The sequence below is a fragment of the Salinimicrobium sp. TH3 genome (genome assembly GCF_026676115.1).
Lineage (GTDB): Bacteria > Bacteroidota > Bacteroidia > Flavobacteriales > Flavobacteriaceae > Salinimicrobium.
On the sequence record NZ_JAPONB010000001.1, the window covers coordinates 23,900 to 41,286 of the forward strand.

Sequence of the window (17,387 nt, forward strand, 5' to 3'; positions counted from 1 at the left end):
TTATTGATTGAGCTCAATTTGGGAGGTTATACATATCTGGCATTTCGTGCAGTAAAAGCGGTTCCTCCTTTTGAATGAATTCCAAAAAGTCTTCCTCTCCTTCAACTCCCGGTACAGGAACGGTATAAACATTTTCTGAATTGGACCAGAACATCACAAAACCAATCTGAATTTCATTATCAGTAAGCACCTCGTATAAATTTTCTGAATAGAAGTTTGCCGGCAACGGATTGTTTGGTACAAAGAGTCCGGTTTCGGTCATGGCAGCGATCTTAACTTTATCTTTTGCCAGCTCTGAAACCATTTTAAGCTTAGCATTTGCAGCTGTAAGTTTTGAAGCATCCCCGGGCAAAAAGTCTCCGTAATTGTCCATTCCCAAAATATCAACATATTCGTCACCGGGATATCGCTGCAGGTAGGTAGTAGCAGTGGAGTAAGAATTATCCGGCGCGTAAGCATAAAGAATGTTATGCACTTCCAGGTCATCTCCTAAATATTCAACTGTAAATCTCCAGAGGGTTTTAAAATCCTGTGGACTGACATATGGCGCTCCCCACCAGAACCACCCACCATCAAACTCGTGGAAGGGTCTGAAAATTATAGGAATTAAATTTCCGTCACTTCCTCTCAGGCTTTTGGTCACTTCAGCAACTTTCTGAAGTTTTTCTTTATAATATTCATGATTGGCCCCGCCGGGAAGTATGCTCTTAAAAGCATTTGCCTTTTGGAATTCCGTCATCTCATCTGCATAAAAATGATCACCCTCATAGGGTTCTCTCAAATGCCAGGTAAAATGATTTACCATCCCTTTGTCGTACGCCTCTACAACATCGGCTATGATTTGCTGTTCCTGTTGGTAAAACCAGTTATTTGGTTGTTCATTATTATTGTCATCTGTAATGAACATAAAGTCTGAGCCCAACAATCCGGGGTCGCTACCTGCTACTTTTTTGATGTCCGATTCTCCACCGTTGTTTCCGTAGAAGGCACTAAAAGCATCCTGTTGGCCAACTATAAAATTGGTTCGGGAAAGGGTTTTTAGCTGGTAAAAAAGTGCAACTGTCTCTTCCGTAGCCGAAGCATCAACCATATAAGTCCGGGTATCCCCGGGCTGAAGAATAAAATCCTCCTCTTCGGGAGGGTCCACTGGGTCTACAGGATCAACAGGATCCGGTTCCGGAACAATTGGGTCGTTGTCCTCGCTACAACCCGCAAGGACCAGGGACATGCACATAAAAAGAAAGAATTTTTTCATGACTTATTTTGTTAAGACAATACATGCACGGGCATTGTGATAAGGACATTTCCACATCCCCAGTTTATCCTCCTGCACATAAGGTCGGTTGTTTTCGTCTATTCTTAAGAACCAATCGCCATTTTCGTGATCAATAATATTCTTTTGAGTGAATTTCCAGATATCAGTGATCGCCTCTCTGAACTTCTTATCTCCGGAAATCTGATAAGCATATTCAAGCCCGACCATGGCTTCAGCCTGTGGCCACCAATGTCTGTCTGTATCTGTTGCTCCGGAATCCAGATCTTTTTCGTTCATCACTCCTTTTCCGGAAATATATGCTTCCGTTAAAAAAGTATCTGCCACAGGCACAGCAATTCCCTGGGTTCTATAAATTAGTTCTTTATTACCAGATCCTTTTGCAGCCTCTATCATGAGCCATATAGCCTCGATGTCATGTCCAAAAGAGACAATATTTCCCTCCCGGTTCCATTGCTTATCAAAAAACAGATTAAAATGCTGATTTCTAGCATCATAAAATTTTTCAAGGAAGATTTCGACGAGGTTGTCAAGGGCTTCTTTGACAGCTTCAGCTTTTGTGATCTTATAAAGAGTGGTGTAGGCTTCCATAACATGCAAATGAGTGTTCATGGTCTTGGCTGAGTTTTTGTCCTTCTCACTAAGTCGCATGTCATCAATAGGAGACCAGTCCTCCTGGAATGCTTCCAGGTAACCGTTATTTTCTCTCTCCCGGGCATATTTTTCTACTAGCTTGAAAAGCTTAAAGGCCCATTCTTTGACCTCTTCCTCTCCTGAAAGTATGTAATATTCAGAAAGGGCATAAATTGCAAAAGCTTGGGCATAAATCTGCTTTCTCCTGTTTGCCGGATTTCCTTTAGCATCAACCTCCCAGAATACTCCTCCAAAAATGTCATCCCGAAAGGCCTTCTTTATATACCCGTAGGCACGATCGGCTAAAAACCTCAGCTCGCCTTCCTTTTCCTTTTTATGATTTGCAATTGCCGAAAAAGACCAAAGGATGCGGGTATTGAGAATAATTCCTTTGGAAGCGTTTGGTATTTCTTTATTATAATGATCCCTTTGCCCAATAAAACCGCCATTTTTTTTATCCACACTGAATTCTTTCCAGTATTTAAGAATGTTCTCCAATTCTTCAGATAATTCGACTTTTAATTGTGCTTCGGAATCTTTCATTTCAAAATTTCTTTATTTCGATTTACAAGATCAACTATTGCGTTTACTGATGCACTTGAGGTTAAGCCATCCTGAGGGCTATTCTTAACATAATCCAGAAGTTTGTCCACCGAGGAAATTGCAACATGGCAACGTGTGTCTGATGATGCGTAATAAATAAACATTTTACCGTCATCATTTTTGATCCAACCATTCCCAAACAAGACATTTGGTACGTCTCCAACTGTCTCTTCATAGTTTGGCGCCATAAAATAACCTGCCGGCTGATGAATCACTTTCGAGATGTCATGCAGGTCGGTCATAAATAGGTAAAGGGTATATCGTAGGCCTCCTGCTGTATTTCTTACCCCGTGGGCAAGATGAAGCCAACCTTCTTCAGTTTTTATTGGAGCAGGACCCAGACCATTTTTCAATTCATAGACCGTGTGGTAAATTTTATGGTTGATGATCTTTTCGTCTTCCAAAATGGGATTAGTAATGTTGGTTATATAACCGAGGCCGATACCTCCCCCTTTTCCTACTTCAATAAAACCATCTTGTGGTCGGGTGTATAGGGCATACTTCCCATTGACAAATTCTGGATGCATTACCACATTTCGCTGTTGACCCGAAGTTGAAATCAAATCTGGAAGTCTTTCCCAATTTAAAAGGTCTTTGGTTCTTGCAATTCCAGCATTGGCAACTGCTGCGCTGGTATCGGGATTGGTTTTATCCTTGCGTTCTGTACAGAAAACTCCGTAGATCCAGCCATCTTCATGCTGCGTAAGTCTCATGTCATAAACATTGGTATCGGGTTCTTCAGTTTGTGGCAGTTCTACAGGTTTGTCCCAGAACTCGAAATTGTCGACTCCATTAGGACTTTCGGCCATTGCGAAGAAGGATTTGCGATCATTTCCTTCAACTCTTACTGCCAACACATATTTACCATTCCATTTAATAGCTCCCGGATTGAAAGTGGCATTCACCCCAATTCTTTCCAGTCCCAGGGGATTTGTTGCAGCATTAAAATCATACCTCCAATGTAATGGTGCATGTGCTGCAGTAATGACAGGATTTTTATAACGTTGTACAATTCCATTTGAATTGCCCAAAGGCTTATTCAGGATCTGAATAAAATCTTTATGCTCTTTTATGAGTTCTTCGTATTGAGGAATTTTTCTCATTACTTCTCTTTGTTTGGTTAAAGGCATTTTTCTTTAAATGTTATTTTATATTTACTCCTGCTTCCTTTTTAATGTGATCCCACCAGTTTTTCTTCAGAATAAAAACACATATTACAAGAATAACAATTGAAAGGATCATAGGAATATTATCATGTAGAATGAAATAAAGGGGAATGAGCACCAATACCGTTTGAGCTATTACTCCAATCAATACATTAAACATATCTCTTGAAAAATTCTTGTTCCTGGTCACTTCAGGAAGTTCGTCTTTCAATCTTTCCAGAATAGGTTTCCAGAATCCCCACGGACGGGTTTTTAGATAAAAATCCTTAAGAATTTCTTCATTGGTTGGAGGAGCAGTGTAGGTTCCAATAATACTTCCTGCCAGGGAAATAAGCAAAATTACAGGGAAATAGTAAAGATCCAGGGTGTCGGTGAATAGGGGGAAAATCATTGCAGGAATAATTCCCGATACCATTCCCCAAAAGTAGCCTTCCCCGTTGAACCGCCACCAATACCATTTCAGAGTATTAGAAATCACGTAGCTTCCATAAAGGGCTGAAACGATCCACTGTAAAATTGAATTCACATCAAGTACAAAAAAGCCGAGGACAATACTTATAAGTACCACAACAATCCCACTCCCGTAGTTCATTTTCTTCACCTCTTGGTTAGAAGCATCGGGCCTGTATTTTAAATATATATCATTAACCAGATACGCTTGTGCAGCATTTAAAGTTCCAGCAAAAGTGGACATGAAAGCCGCCAAAAGACCGGCGAGAAGTAGCCCCAGTAAACCAACAGGAACAAATTGTTCAATAGCTGCAGGTAGGATCTTCTCAAAGTCCAGAATTCCGGCAGTTTCCAGCCTCAGATCTTCGTAGAAAAGAATGGCAAGAATTGAAAAGCCACCCACCATTAAATATCTTGTAGGGATCAGGGCTGCAATGGAAAAAGCACTCATTTTGGCAGCTTCCAACGGATTTTTTGTAGAAAGAATTTTTTGCATATCATAGTTAGGTGCGGGACCGGCAACACTGGAAAGAATTCCTTTAAAAACCATGAGCATAAAAAATATTCCAAACAGAGAATATTGATCTGATGCTATTTTGTCGTTTACCTCATCAATGATACCACTCCAGTCGATATCGAGTTCCCAGCCAAAGAGCGGGTTCATCCAACCATCAGGGACGTTCATTTCGTGCTCTCCCATAGCCTGCCAGGCAATGACAGCAATGGCTATAGAAGATATTGTCATAATGGAATACTGTAGAAGATCTGTCCATACGATTCCCGACATCCCTCCAAGAACTGAATAAAAAACAGCGAACATGGTGAAGACAACTCCGTAGAAGTGTGGGATATATTCTGCAGGAACATTAAAGGGAATGTAGGCCGAAACGATCTCCCAGGGAATAAAGATCTCCACGAATTTACCAAGGCCTATAAAACCGTACGCAAGGAAGCCAAGGCAGCTTAAAATGGCAAAGATGACGATGATGCTGTGAGACCTGTTTCCGCCCTGTCCTTTACCAAACCGGAAGTGTATCCATTCTGCACCTGTTGTCACTTGTGAGCGACGAAGCCAGGTGGCAAGAAATACCATTAAGAACACCTGGTTGAAAACAGGCCAAAGCCATGGGATCCAGATACTTTTAAGTCCGTAAACAAAGGTAAGAGTTACCAGCCACATGGTTCCAGAAATGTCAAACATTCCCGATGCATTAGAGAGTCCCAGCATATACCAGGGCAGGTCCTTTCCTCCTAAAAGATAATCATCCTTACTCTTTTGGGCTTTCTTTCTTAAAGCCAGTCCAATTAAAATGGTGCCAACCAGATAAGCTAAAATTATTGCAATATCTAAACCTTGTAACATAGGGGCCTATCTTCTTTTAGTTGGTAATATTTTCCACTTCCTCCAGGAACAGGATTTCTTCCAGCTCTGCAAATTCTTTGAAATCCTTCTGGGAAATTTCGCCGGGATAAGTTGCGAAATAATGAGACGGTCTCGCATTTCTCCATAACAAAACCCATGCTGTCCCCGACCCCTTTATACCGGGATATAGAGTTTGCGTCCACCAAGATGGATCTTCCCCAAAGTTGTTATTTCCTGTTTCCGTCAGAGCAAAAGGTTTATCGGCTAAAATTGCCTTTTTACGAACTATTTCCAGATTCCGGGTTACATCTTTAGTAAAAGCTTCATTTTCGCTGTGGTTATAGATGTCCACCCCAAGAATATCCACGAACTCGTCTCCGGGATAATATTTATTAAATTCTTCTTCGCTACTAATGGTATTGGGAGAGTAGGCATATAATAGACTGTGAACACCATTCTGCTTTAAAAGCTGCTGCGTTTCTTTCCAAAGTTGTTTATAATCTTCTGGCGAAACATTTTCTCCTCCCCACCAAAACCAGGAGCCGTTCATTTCATGATATGGTCGAAAAACTACAGGGATCAAATTTCCATCCTCGTCTTTTAAAGACTTAAAAAAATCTGCCAGTCTTCTTATCCAGAGTTCATATTTCTCCCGTTGTTCGCCTCCTGCAAGTATTGCGGGAACAGCGGGAGTCTTATCCCAGGAGCTACCATCTGTCACAGGGTTGTCCAGGTGCCAACTCATGGTAATAATTGCCCCTTTTTCGTTCAGCTTTTGAATATGTTCTCTCATCAAAGCAAAAGAAACGGTATCGAGATTGTGAGTCTTCCCCAATTCGATGTGGCCAATATCATAACCGTGAACTGCAGGAAAATCTCCTGCCACTTCTTTTATATCACTCCTAAGCAAATTTGGCTCCTCCTCATGTTTCCAGCCAATCCCGTAGGCTGTGGCATCCTGATGTCCGAATGCAATGCCTCTTTTTGATATTTTTTGTATATCGTGGTAAAGAAGTTTTGTAGCCCTGGTTGCTCCTGCATCTGAAACCTTAATTGATTTGAAATCAATGCCTGAAGAGGATTTGCATCCGGACATTTGAGTCAGAATTACTAATATTACAAGCCTTTGTACAATATATTTTAGGTCGTATGTAAATTTCATGCTTCTATTTGACAATATATTTTATATTAAAAAATCTTAGCTTATATTTAACTTTCGAAATTTGGATATTCTATTTTCTGAAAGGATAAATTATGATATTCAAAATTAACCTGTCCATTGCGATTTAATTAATAGGATTTTGTCATTTAATAATGAAATTTTTTCCAGAACCTAAATATTATAAAAAATGACCGCTGAAGTGCATCGGGAAATAACTCCATTATCCCCAGAAGACAGTTTTTTAGTTTTTGACCGAATTAAAGATGATTTTGATTTTCCGATACATTTTCATCCTGAGTATGAGCTGAATTTTATCCTTAATGGAAAAGGGGTGAGAAGGGTAATAGGTGACAGCATGGAAGATATTGAAGAGATTGAGTTGGTGCTTGTAGGACCTAACCTCCAGCATGGCTGGGAACTTCACAACTGCACGAATAAAGACATTCACGAGATCACTATACAATTCCATAATGATCTTTTTGATGAAAAACTTCTGGGTCGTAGAATCATGAAACCTATTAAAGATATGTTTGAACGTTCTGCTCATGGAATCTTGTTTTCCGAAAAAATCACCAGGGAGGTTAAGCCAAAAATTCTTAAGCTCTCAAAAATAGACAGTATTGATTATTTCCTGGAACTTATCTCCATTCTTCAGGACCTTGCTACCTCAAGGAACCAGCGCTTGCTTTCCTCCTACATTTCTAACAATAAAGATTTCGAGAACAGCGACAAAATCAAAACTATCTACGAATTCGTTCAGGATAATTATCAACATAAGATTTCTTTAAATAAGATTTCGGAATTGGTAAATATGAGTCCAGTCTCCTTTAATCGCTTCATCAAGAAAAGGACAGGGAAAACGTTAATTGAATATATTAATGACACTCGTATAGGCTATGCTTCGCGCTGGTTAATTGAAAGGGATTTGAGTATTGCCGAAATTGCCTTTAAGTGTGGATTCAACAATATCGCCAACTTCAACAGGGTATTTAAAAAGAATAAAAACTGCACTCCATCTCAGTATCGTGAAGAGTTTAGCGGAATCAAAAGAGTACTTTAATTAAAAATTCCACGATGAAAATCCTTAGATTTACTTTCTCCTTTTTGTTCTTATTATTTCTAAGTTACAGCTGCTCCTCTCAAAAAGAGGCTCCTGATGAAAAATTGTTGGACCAGTCGCCAGTAGATAAACATGGACAGTTAAGTATTAAAGATGGTATGCTCGTGGATGTTTCTGGGGAAATGGTTCAATTAAAGGGCATGTCATTATTCTGGAGCCAGTGGCAACCTCAGTTCTTTAATCACCAAACTGTGGAAAATCTTGTGGGGGGCTGGGATATTCAGCTTATTCGTGCTGCTATGGCCGTAGAGCACGATGGTTATCTGGAAAATCCCGAGAGAGAAATGGATAAGGTGAAGAAAGTTATAGAGGCCGCAATAGATCAGGGGATCTATGTAATTGTAGATTGGCATGATCACCACGCAGAGGATCACTTAATAGAAGCTAAAGATTTCTTTTCAAAAATTGCAAAGGAATATGGAGATTATCCCCACCTCATCTACGAACCATACAACGAACCTCTTGATGTTTCCTGGACGGGAGTTTTAAAACCTTATCATGAAGAAGTCATAGCTTCGATCCGGCAATATGATCCCGATAATATTATAGTATTAGGAACTCCTAACTGGTCGCAAAGGGTGGATCTTGCTGCAGAGGATCCTGTGCGAGGTGAAAATTTGGCTTATACTCTTCATTTTTATGCCGGTACTCATGGGCAGGAGTTGAGGGGAATAACTAAAAACGCCATGGATAAAGGTTTGCCGATCTTTGTTACTGAATTCGGTACTACAGACGCCAATGGAGATGGTCTCGTTTACGCAAAAGAAACGCGGGACTGGATGGAATTTATGGACCGCCACAACCTTTCATGGGCAAACTGGTCTGTAGCCGATAAAGATGAATCGTCAGCAGCTGTTCTTCCATGTACTACTCCTTCAGAAATAAATAATGAAGAAAAAATTTCCACTTCAGGGAAATTAGTAAGATCCTATTTGAAATATTCTAAATAAAGATCCTTTCAAAAAAGGGATTTTAGAGTCTTTTAACCGAACAAAGGTTCCGTTGCTGAATACTAATTTGCTTCCCTTCCTACAATATTCTTATTAAAGAGAATTCCTATTGAGAAATAAGGAAAATATTTTATCATTAATTGATAAAATAATATTAACAACAGCTTAACATGTGCTTTAAATTTGAGTTAGGAAATTACTTCTAACTCTAATGATTTCGCTCATATTCTGTTAGAAGATTTTCCTGTAAAATTAACCAGTTAACAAAATATATTAACAACTCAATTCTTATGTACAGAAATCCAATCAAGAGCGAAAACGTTTTCTATCGCTATGGCAAGATTTTGCTCATGCTGATCTTCTGCGCGGCCCCAACTATGGCACAGGCCCAAGACAGTGTGAACGGTACTGTAACCGACAGTAATGGCATACCTCTTTTGGGGGTGAATGTTATTGAGAAGGGAACAACAAACGGTACCACAACAGACTTTGACGGAAATTTTGAACTTACTGTTGAAGGACCAACAAACCTTGTCTTCAGTTATGTAGGTTTCGTCACTCAGGAAGTACGGGTAACTCCTGGACAGAATTTAAGTATAACTCTAAATGACGATGCCGAAGCACTTGAAGAAGTAGTGGTAATTGGATATGGGGCGCAACTGGAAGAGAACATAACAGGGTCTGTTGCCAGGATAAGTTCTGAAGAACTGGAGAACGTACCACAGGTAAGTGTCGACCAGCTTATGCAGGGTCGTGCTGCAGGGGTGGCTATTTCCAAAAACTCCGGTCAACCGGGAGCCGCCGTATCAGTAAGGATACGCGGAGTAAACTCGATTACTGGGTCCAGTGAACCTCTTTATATTATTGATGGAGTACCTACATCGGGAGAAGCAGGTGCTGAAGGGCTTAGCCCCCTCGCCGCACTAAACCCAAATGATATCGAATCAATTAATATTCTTAAAGATGCTTCAGCTACTGCTATCTACGGTTCCAGAGGTTCTAACGGGGTCGTCCTAATTACTACTAAAAAGGGAAAATTAGGCCAAAGCAAACTGGTCTATAACAGTTATGTTGCCTTACAGCGTCCTACTAATAAGATGGAGGTGATGAATCTGCAAGAATATGCTACTCACCAAAATAACATTGGGGAAATTTATAATCTTGATCCACAGATCGAATTCCTGAATCCAAGTCTTCTGGGACCCGGAACAGACTGGCAAGCTGAGGTATTTGATGATGCTATCCTGCAAAACCATCAATTGGCCTTTTCAGGAGCAAAAGAAGGAGTGAATTATTTCCTTTCCACCTCCTATACAGACCAGGAAGGTACCGTTATAGGATCCGGTTTTGATCGAATGACTGTGAGGGCAAACGTGAACGCCGATATTAAAGACTGGATCTCTACAGGAATTAATATCTCTGCCAGTAGAACTAACGACAAGATCACGCTGAACAACGCAAGCAACGGGATCATATCACTTTCCCTGCTCAACAACCCTGCGACTGCAGTCTACAACCCTGACGGATCCTTTGCCGGCCCTGTAACTCCCGATGAGATCGCCTACGGAACCCGGAACCCGATTGCCGAGGCTTTGAGCATCCAAAATACTGTTGAAAGGAACAGGGTTTTCGGAAATATCTTTGTAGAACTTGACCTGCCTGCCAACTTTTCTCTTAGAACAGAAGTTGGTGGTGATATGGGAAACAACCTGAGAGACTTTTTTCAACCTACTTATTCCTACGGAAATATTGTAAGTGGCCAGAACAGGCTTCAGGTAACCCGCGAAAACAGCACCTTCTGGATCTTAAAGAACCTGTTAACCTACAACAACAGCTTTGCAGACAGACATGATGTAACTGTGCTTGTAGGACAGGAAGTGCAGGAGTCCAGCTGGGAAGGAGTTACTTCTGTCGACGGACAATTTGTAAGTAACAAACTCCCCGTACTTGGACAGGGAAATGCCGATGACCTGGTAGATCAGTACATCGGAAGCTCAGCCCTGGAATCCTACTTTGGACGTGCTATATACACTTTTGACGACAAGTATAACGTGACTCTTTCTTTAAGAGCAGATGGTTCTTCAAAATTTGCAGATGGAAACAAATGGGGTTACTTCCCATCGGCATCTGCTTCATGGTTACTCTCGAGAGAACCATTTATGGAAAACTTTACGAGTCTGGCAGATATCAAGATCTATGGCGGATATGGAGAGGTAGGAAATCAGAACATCCCGAACTTTGCTTATGGTGTGGTTCTTAACCCTATGAATACAGGATTGGGTACCGGATTCGAATATGCCAACTTTAAGAATGAAGACCTCACCTGGGAATCTTCAGTAATGTCCAACTTCGGGATTGATTTTGCAGCTTTCGGTAACAGACTCAACACAACCCTGGAACTTTGGCACAAAACCTCAAAAGATTTCTTATTCCAGTATGCCGTAACAGATTTTGTAACGGGTGGGCAATCTCCCGGTGCTATCGCGGCTCCATGGATCAACCTTGGAGAGATGGTCAACAAAGGGATCGACCTTGCTGTAAGCTACAAAACGTTGGGAGATTCAGACTTCAACTACGGCGGGACCTTAACATTTTCGCACTATAAGAATGAGGTTACCGAGCTTCTTGGAGATCTTACGATCAATCAGGCACTCTACATCAGTGATTCGAATATGAACGTCACCCTTACCCAGGTTGGAGAGCCTGTAGGAATGTTCTACGGCTACAAAGTAGCAGGAATGTTCAGAACTCTTGAAGATCTTGAAAACGCACCGATTCAATTTGGAAGACCTGTTAGAGATGAACTTTTTGGAACTACCTGGTTGGGTGATATCAAATATGAAGACATCAATGGCGATGGCGTTGTAAACAGCGACGACAGAACGGTTATAGGTAACCCACACCCGGATTTCACCTTCGGATTTCAAAACAACTTCAGCTATAAGAACTTCGATCTCGGAGTGTTCCTACAGGGATCCTACGGAAATGACATTTTTAGCGGGGTAAAACGTACCCTTACTGCAGGAAGCAGTTACTATGTAAACCAGGATCCAGTAGTTCTTGACTTCTGGTCTGTCACAAATCCCGATGGGCAACAGCCACGTCTTGTTAGAGGTAGTGAAGCAAACCCAAACATCATTATGTCTGACAGATATATTGAAGATGGCTCCTATTTAAGAATTCAAAATGTTACTTTAGGCTATACCCTTGGACGTGAGACAGCTGAGTCGTTTGGAATAGGGAATCTTAAGGTCTATGGAAGCATACAGAACCTTTACACTTTTGATAATTATTATGGATATGATCCCGAAGTTGGAACCTATAACCAGAACACTCTTTTGATGGGTGTAGATAACGGTCGTTATCCATCCCCAAGGACATTTACTCTTGGATTAAATGTGGAATTATAATATTGATATGATGAAGAAATTATTTAAAACTAAGAAAGTATTTGTGCTGGCAGGACTCTCTGCGGCACTTATTCTGGCCTCCTGTTCTGACGATTTTCTGGACAGAACTCCCGAAGACGCTTATAACGTTGATGACTTTTATCAAACCGAAGCTGAAGTGGAAGCTGCCGCAAACCACCTCTATTCGAGACCATGGTACTCTTTTGTTAGCAACGTTTCATGGGGTATTGGAGAATTAGCTTCGGGAAATGCCCGTACCTGGGATGCCCGTAACTCTGAGTTCCAGACTTTTGCCATCACCGGTGAGCACGGAACTTTGACTCAGGCATGGGAAAGCCTTTATGCTGTAATCGCACAGGCAAACTCGGTGATCAACACCTTACCCGAAAAAGTAAGCCCGAACGTATCTGAGGAAGTCGTCAATAACTCGATAGCCGAAGCAAGGATGATTCGTGCTACGGCGTACTTCTACCTTGTGCGAATATTTGGATCGGTGCCAATCCTCGAAGACAACACCAAATATGTGCTTGAACCAGTTGTTCCCCGAAATCGTGTAGAAGACATCTACGAATTCATAAAGCGTGATCTACAGTTTGCAGTAGAGAACCTTCACGACAGGACTGAGACCTCGCAGTATGAGGTAGGTAGAGTTGACAGTAATTCAGCTAAAGCAATGCTGGCCAAAATCCATCTTTATCAGGAAAACTGGTCCATGGCTTATCAACTGGCAAACGAGGTAATTAATTCCGGAGCTTTCAGCCTTATGGAAGAATATAATGATCTTTTCCTTGTTGAAAATGATAATAATGTAGAATCTGTATTTGCCTTACAATGGACAGATTCCGGTGTATATTCAGAAGGAAACTCCATCCAGTCTTTCTTTGGTTCTTCAGGTATATCCGGCTTTGCTGATGGTTGGTCTGCTTTAGGTCCCTCGATAAGTCTGCAGGATGCATATGAAGATGATGATGAGCGCTTCTACGGTACTATTATGGCTCCCGGAGCAGTTTATCCAAACCTTAACGGAGGCTATACCGTACCCGAAAATGTCAATTTCCAGGGAACTAATGTCGGGATCAAAAAGTATGTAGTTGGCAAAGTGGGAGGAGGAATGATGAGCTATCCTAACAACACCTACATTATGCGATATGCCGAAGTACTTTTAATTAAAGCTGAAGCAGCGATTATGGGAGGAGGCCCTGTTGAAGAAGGACTTAAAGCCCTGAACAAAGTTCGCGACAGAGCCGGATTGGAGGATCTTGAAAGTTATGATCTTGAAGATGTATTTCATGAGAGGAGAATTGAACTTGCTCTTGAGGGAGAGTTTTGGTACGACGTAATCCGCCGTGGGCCTGAATTTTCAATCCCATTCCTTGCAGCACAGGAAAAAGGAACTTTTGATAATTCTACAACTCCTGCAACTGTGGCATCAGAAAAATTTACGCCAATCCTGGCTGATCTGTTATTCCCTTACCCAAGTAACGAAATTCAGAATAACCCGGCATTATTGGAGCCGCCGGTTCCTTTTGACTTTGGTGATGAAAATTAATTCTAAAGCTTAAAATGAAAACCATGAAATTTAGTAGAAACACAAAATTTCCCATTCTTTTTCTTCTCCTCACAGTTTTTTCTTTTACTTCCTGTGAAAGCGATTTTGATGTCGAAGAGATAGAGGGAGGGAGTGAGCCTCCGGTGATCACAAGCGTGAGTGAAGCCCGGGAAGATATTCCTGTTACCCAGGGGGTACTCGAAAACACCTATATCATAAGAGGGGAAAATTTTGCCTCCCTTACCGAAATCTGGTTTAATGGTGTACGAGCAAGTTTTAACCCTGCTCTAACTACAGATAACCTTACTTTCACATCTGTACCCAGAGAAGCGCCATATGTAGGACAGGAGAACACATTAAGGCTGGTCAATCTCCATGGGGAAACTACCTATGACTTCTCTCTTTTAACAATCGATGATTTCACCGAGGCTACTACCGATGAAGGTGTAAAAACAGTAACATTAATTGGAGGTGATTTTTCTGAAACCAGCAAGGTAACTTTTGTTTCGGGTACTGCGGAAGAAGGAAACCTTGTAGAGCGTGAGGCAGAAATACTCTCTGTTTCCGAGACTCAGGTTACAGTAAAAGTACCGGACGGAATAGAACAGGCATATATCTTTTTGGAAACAGCCAGGGGAGCAGTGGCCCAATCGGACTCTTACGGATTTAGTTATTCCATATTCATTGATGCCCTCAACCCCGATTGGGAAATGAGCCAGTGGGGCGGAACTTTTGATGTAGAAAATACAGATCCGGCATTGGGACAGTATTCCATAGCCAGTTACCGTGAAGGTTGGTCTGGTTTGACTTTCTTACCTACGACCAATGTTTCTTATACGGGTTATCAGGCTCTGACGGTATCATTATATGGAACAGTAGAAGGACAATTGGTAAACATTGCTTTAAACGATTTTGACTCCTTTGTACAGGTAGAATTAGTCAAGGGGCAATGGACAAAATTTGTTATTCCTCTTAGAGACTGGTATCCTACAGGAGGCGCTCCTGTCCTAATCACAAGGATCGATTTTCAGGAGGCAAGTAATACCGGGTTACCACAATACATCTTCTATGTAGATGACTTTGGTTTCCTCTAAGATTAAGTAAAAAAGGAATACACAATGGATCCGGGAGGAGGTTGAATAAGCTACTTTCCTATCTTCAAAAACCAGACTTCCGGATTCATTCAAACAAAATACAACCAGATGAAAAAATTAAAGTTACTCTCTCTTTTAATGCTGCTGGCAGTAGTGAGTTTTGTTTCCTGTGACAAGGAAGACGACCTCTACCCACAGTTGGGGGATGATCCCCGCAACCTCAGTGAGATCATATCCTCCACTCCAGATCTCTCCTCTTTCTATGGAGCTATGACCGATATTGAGTTGAATCTTGATTCAATTCTGAGGCAAACAACTACCTACACGGTATTTGCACCACAGGATGCCGCTTTTGCCAATATGGATGCAGAGGTTACAGAAAACCTTGTGCTTAATCATATTATCCGTACGATAACTGCCGATTTTAGTCACAATTTGGCTACCGGTTATATCCCTACAATGGCAACAGGTCCCGATGGTGAGTTCCTGGATCTTTTTATAAATACGGAAGGCGGGATTACGCTTAACGGTATGGCTGCAGTGCAAGCCGGCACATCGGATGTTGGCGCTACCAACGGTGTACTGCATGTAATTGATGGTGTTTTAGTACCTCCTACAGTAGCCGATCATACAGAAGCCAATCCTAATTTCTCCATGTTGGCAGCTGCTGTAGAAAGAGCAGGATTGACCGAAACCCTTTCAATAAGAGATTCTGAAAATGAATCTTTTCCTATAACCTTTTTCGCTCCCACCAATGCAGCCTTTGAGAATTTGATGAGTCAGCTCAACGGAGCATTTGGCTGGGCCACTTTAGAAGATGTACCGGTTGAAACGCTTCAGGAAATTCTCATGTACCACGTGGTGACCGGAGAGAATATCCTTTCGGCTACCATCGCCGGAACAGAACAAACAACCTTGCAGGGAGATGCTTTTGTCATTGATGAAAATGTCGTCATTTCTGACGGATCCTATTCAACTGCAAATTTTGTGACCCTGGATATCCAGGGAGTAAATGGAATCGTTCACAGCATTGATAAAGTACTCCTTCCTGAAGAAGTTTTCCAGTCCATACTTGGAGCTACTCTAAATATTGCTGAACGAAGTGAAGACAGAGGTTTTACTTCATTTCTTGCAGCCGCCGAGAAAGCCGGCTTAACAACTATTCTTAGTGAGGATGAGCTTACGGCCTTTGTCCCAAACAATGAAGCCTTCACTGCTCTCTTTGCTGTTGTAGAAAATTTTGAAAGTCTTGATGATTTTAATACCCCTGAAGAATTAGAGCTTCTAAAAAACCTTTTACAGTACCATCTGCATTCCGGAGTTCTAATGTCAAGTCAGCTAAGTAATGGTCAAAGCATTTCCACACTGCATGAAGATGCATTTACAGTAGACCTTACCGGTGACAATCCAAGACTGAGACCCACATACGAAGATGCCATCCCATCGGGAATTGTAATGGCGAATTTGGGAGCAACAAACGGTGTTATCCACGAGATCAACCGGGTGTTGGTACCAGATGATTTGGTATCTGCTCTTGGTTTCCCTTCAGATGAAGGTGGAGTATGCCCTGTAGGTGATCCGGAGCTTGTTTTCTTTGATTGGGATACTAAAGGTCCCTGGTGGGGAAATGTAGCAGCCGAAAACAATCCTGCTCTAAGCCTTGATGGCAGCAGTTACGGCAGAGCTAACTTCCAGACCGGGGGTACCGGATGGGTAGATCTCTTCTGGAGAAATGGTGGCAGCCTTAACGGTGCTCAAATTGTGGGCGATGACCTGCAGGGATATGCCCTTAAGTTTGATATCAATGTCATAGAACCAATTTCTGAAGGTATGTTCAGAATAAGATTCCGCGATGCTGATGGTGTAGACGCTTTCTACAACTGGCAACCCTGGAATGATACTGGTGAACCATTTACAACAGATGGTTGGGAAACTATAGAAATTCCACTTTCTGTTCTGGGCGTACCGGACTTTAGTCTGGTGGATGCCGAATTCGGGATGGCCTTTGAAGGTGCGGACACTCTGCTCAACTTCGCAATAGACAACGTTCGATTTGATACTCCCGGGTGTGGTGGTCCAGATCCTGTGCAGGATACAGATGCCGTTTTCTTTGACTGGGATACTAATGGCCCATGGTGGGGGAATGTTGCGGCAGAAAATGATGCTGCAATAAGCCTTGACGGAAGCAGCTATGGAAGAGCAAACTTCCAGACCGGCGGAACAGGATGGGTAGACCTTTTCTGGAGAAATGATGCCTCTACTTTCCATGGTGCAGACATGGTGGGTTCAAACATTAATGACTATGTCTTAAAGTTTGATATTGCCACTTTTGAACCTATCAATGATGGAATGTTCAGGATTAGGTTCAATGCCACTACAGGTGTTGATGCGTTTTATGACTGGGCTCCATGGGAGGATACGGGAGAACCATTCTCGACAGATGGAGAATGGACAACGGTAACAATTCCATTGTCTTTGATTGGTCAACCCAATTACAGTCTTGTAGATGCAGAATTTGGAATGGCTTTCGAAGGGGCGGATGTTCTTCTCAATTTCGCCATCGACAATGTGAGATTTGAAAAAAAGTAAATTAAATTGATTAGCCTTTAAGTGT

The 17,387-nt window shown here is 41.7% G+C and carries 11 protein-coding genes; 6 read left to right on the top strand and 5 right to left on the bottom strand.

Going from position 1 to position 17,387, the window contains the following annotated elements:
• Positions 1-13: 13 nt before the first annotated feature.
• Genes OU683_RS00100 through OU683_RS00120 form a run of 5 tightly spaced genes read right to left on the bottom strand, consistent with a single transcriptional unit; the run spans position 14 to position 6,650 of the window.
• Entirely contained in the window at positions 14-1,255 is a 1,242-nt protein-coding gene (locus OU683_RS00100; protein WP_268133936.1) for a glycoside hydrolase family 26 protein, read from the bottom strand.
• Between the two features lie 3 nt (positions 1,256-1,258).
• Complete coding sequence (locus OU683_RS00105; RefSeq protein WP_268133938.1) at positions 1,259-2,449, bottom strand: AGE family epimerase/isomerase; 1,191 nt, start codon at positions 2,447-2,449, stop codon at positions 1,259-1,261.
• The gene (locus OU683_RS00110; RefSeq protein WP_268133940.1) at positions 2,446-3,612 is read right to left on the bottom strand and encodes a glycoside hydrolase family 130 protein; all 1,167 of its coding nucleotides are present in this window, start codon (positions 3,610-3,612) and stop codon (positions 2,446-2,448) included. The genes OU683_RS00105 and OU683_RS00110 overlap by 4 nt, the downstream gene beginning before the upstream one ends.
• Positions 3,613-3,652: 40 nt before the next feature.
• Positions 3,653-5,488, bottom strand: coding sequence for a sodium:solute symporter family protein (locus OU683_RS00115; protein ID WP_268133942.1), 1,836 nt, complete (start codon positions 5,486-5,488; stop codon positions 3,653-3,655).
• A gap of 16 nt (positions 5,489-5,504) precedes the next feature.
• Positions 5,505-6,650, bottom strand: a complete 1,146-nt coding sequence (locus tag OU683_RS00120) for a glycoside hydrolase family 26 protein (protein WP_268133944.1) — start codon at positions 6,648-6,650, stop codon at positions 5,505-5,507.
• A 187-nt stretch (positions 6,651-6,837) separates the two neighbouring features.
• Between OU683_RS00120 and OU683_RS00125 the strand changes: the two genes are divergently transcribed.
• The 6 genes from OU683_RS00125 to OU683_RS00150 all read left to right on the top strand — a co-directional run bounded on the left by OU683_RS00125 (position 6,838) and on the right by OU683_RS00150 (position 17,362).
• Positions 6,838-7,710, top strand: a complete 873-nt coding sequence (locus tag OU683_RS00125; protein WP_268133946.1) for an AraC family transcriptional regulator — start codon at positions 6,838-6,840, stop codon at positions 7,708-7,710.
• A gap of 14 nt (positions 7,711-7,724) precedes the next feature.
• Positions 7,725-8,720, top strand: coding sequence for a glycoside hydrolase family 5 protein (locus OU683_RS00130; protein ID WP_268133948.1), 996 nt, complete (start codon positions 7,725-7,727; stop codon positions 8,718-8,720).
• A 290-nt stretch (positions 8,721-9,010) separates the two neighbouring features.
• Complete coding sequence (locus OU683_RS00135) at positions 9,011-12,130, top strand: SusC/RagA family TonB-linked outer membrane protein (RefSeq protein WP_268133950.1); 3,120 nt, start codon at positions 9,011-9,013, stop codon at positions 12,128-12,130.
• A 7-nt stretch (positions 12,131-12,137) separates the two neighbouring features.
• A complete protein-coding gene (locus tag OU683_RS00140; protein WP_268133952.1) occupies positions 12,138-13,679 on the top strand; it encodes a RagB/SusD family nutrient uptake outer membrane protein in 1,542 nt (513 codons plus the stop codon).
• A gap of 23 nt (positions 13,680-13,702) precedes the next feature.
• Positions 13,703-14,773 carry a hypothetical protein gene (locus OU683_RS00145; RefSeq protein ID WP_268133954.1) on the top strand — a complete coding sequence of 357 codons (1,071 nt, stop codon included), beginning with the start codon at positions 13,703-13,705 and terminating at the stop codon, positions 14,771-14,773.
• A gap of 108 nt (positions 14,774-14,881) precedes the next feature.
• The gene (locus tag OU683_RS00150) at positions 14,882-17,362 is read left to right on the top strand and encodes a glycan-binding surface protein (protein ID WP_268133956.1); all 2,481 of its coding nucleotides are present in this window, start codon (positions 14,882-14,884) and stop codon (positions 17,360-17,362) included.
• Positions 17,363-17,387: the final 25 nt, after the last annotated feature.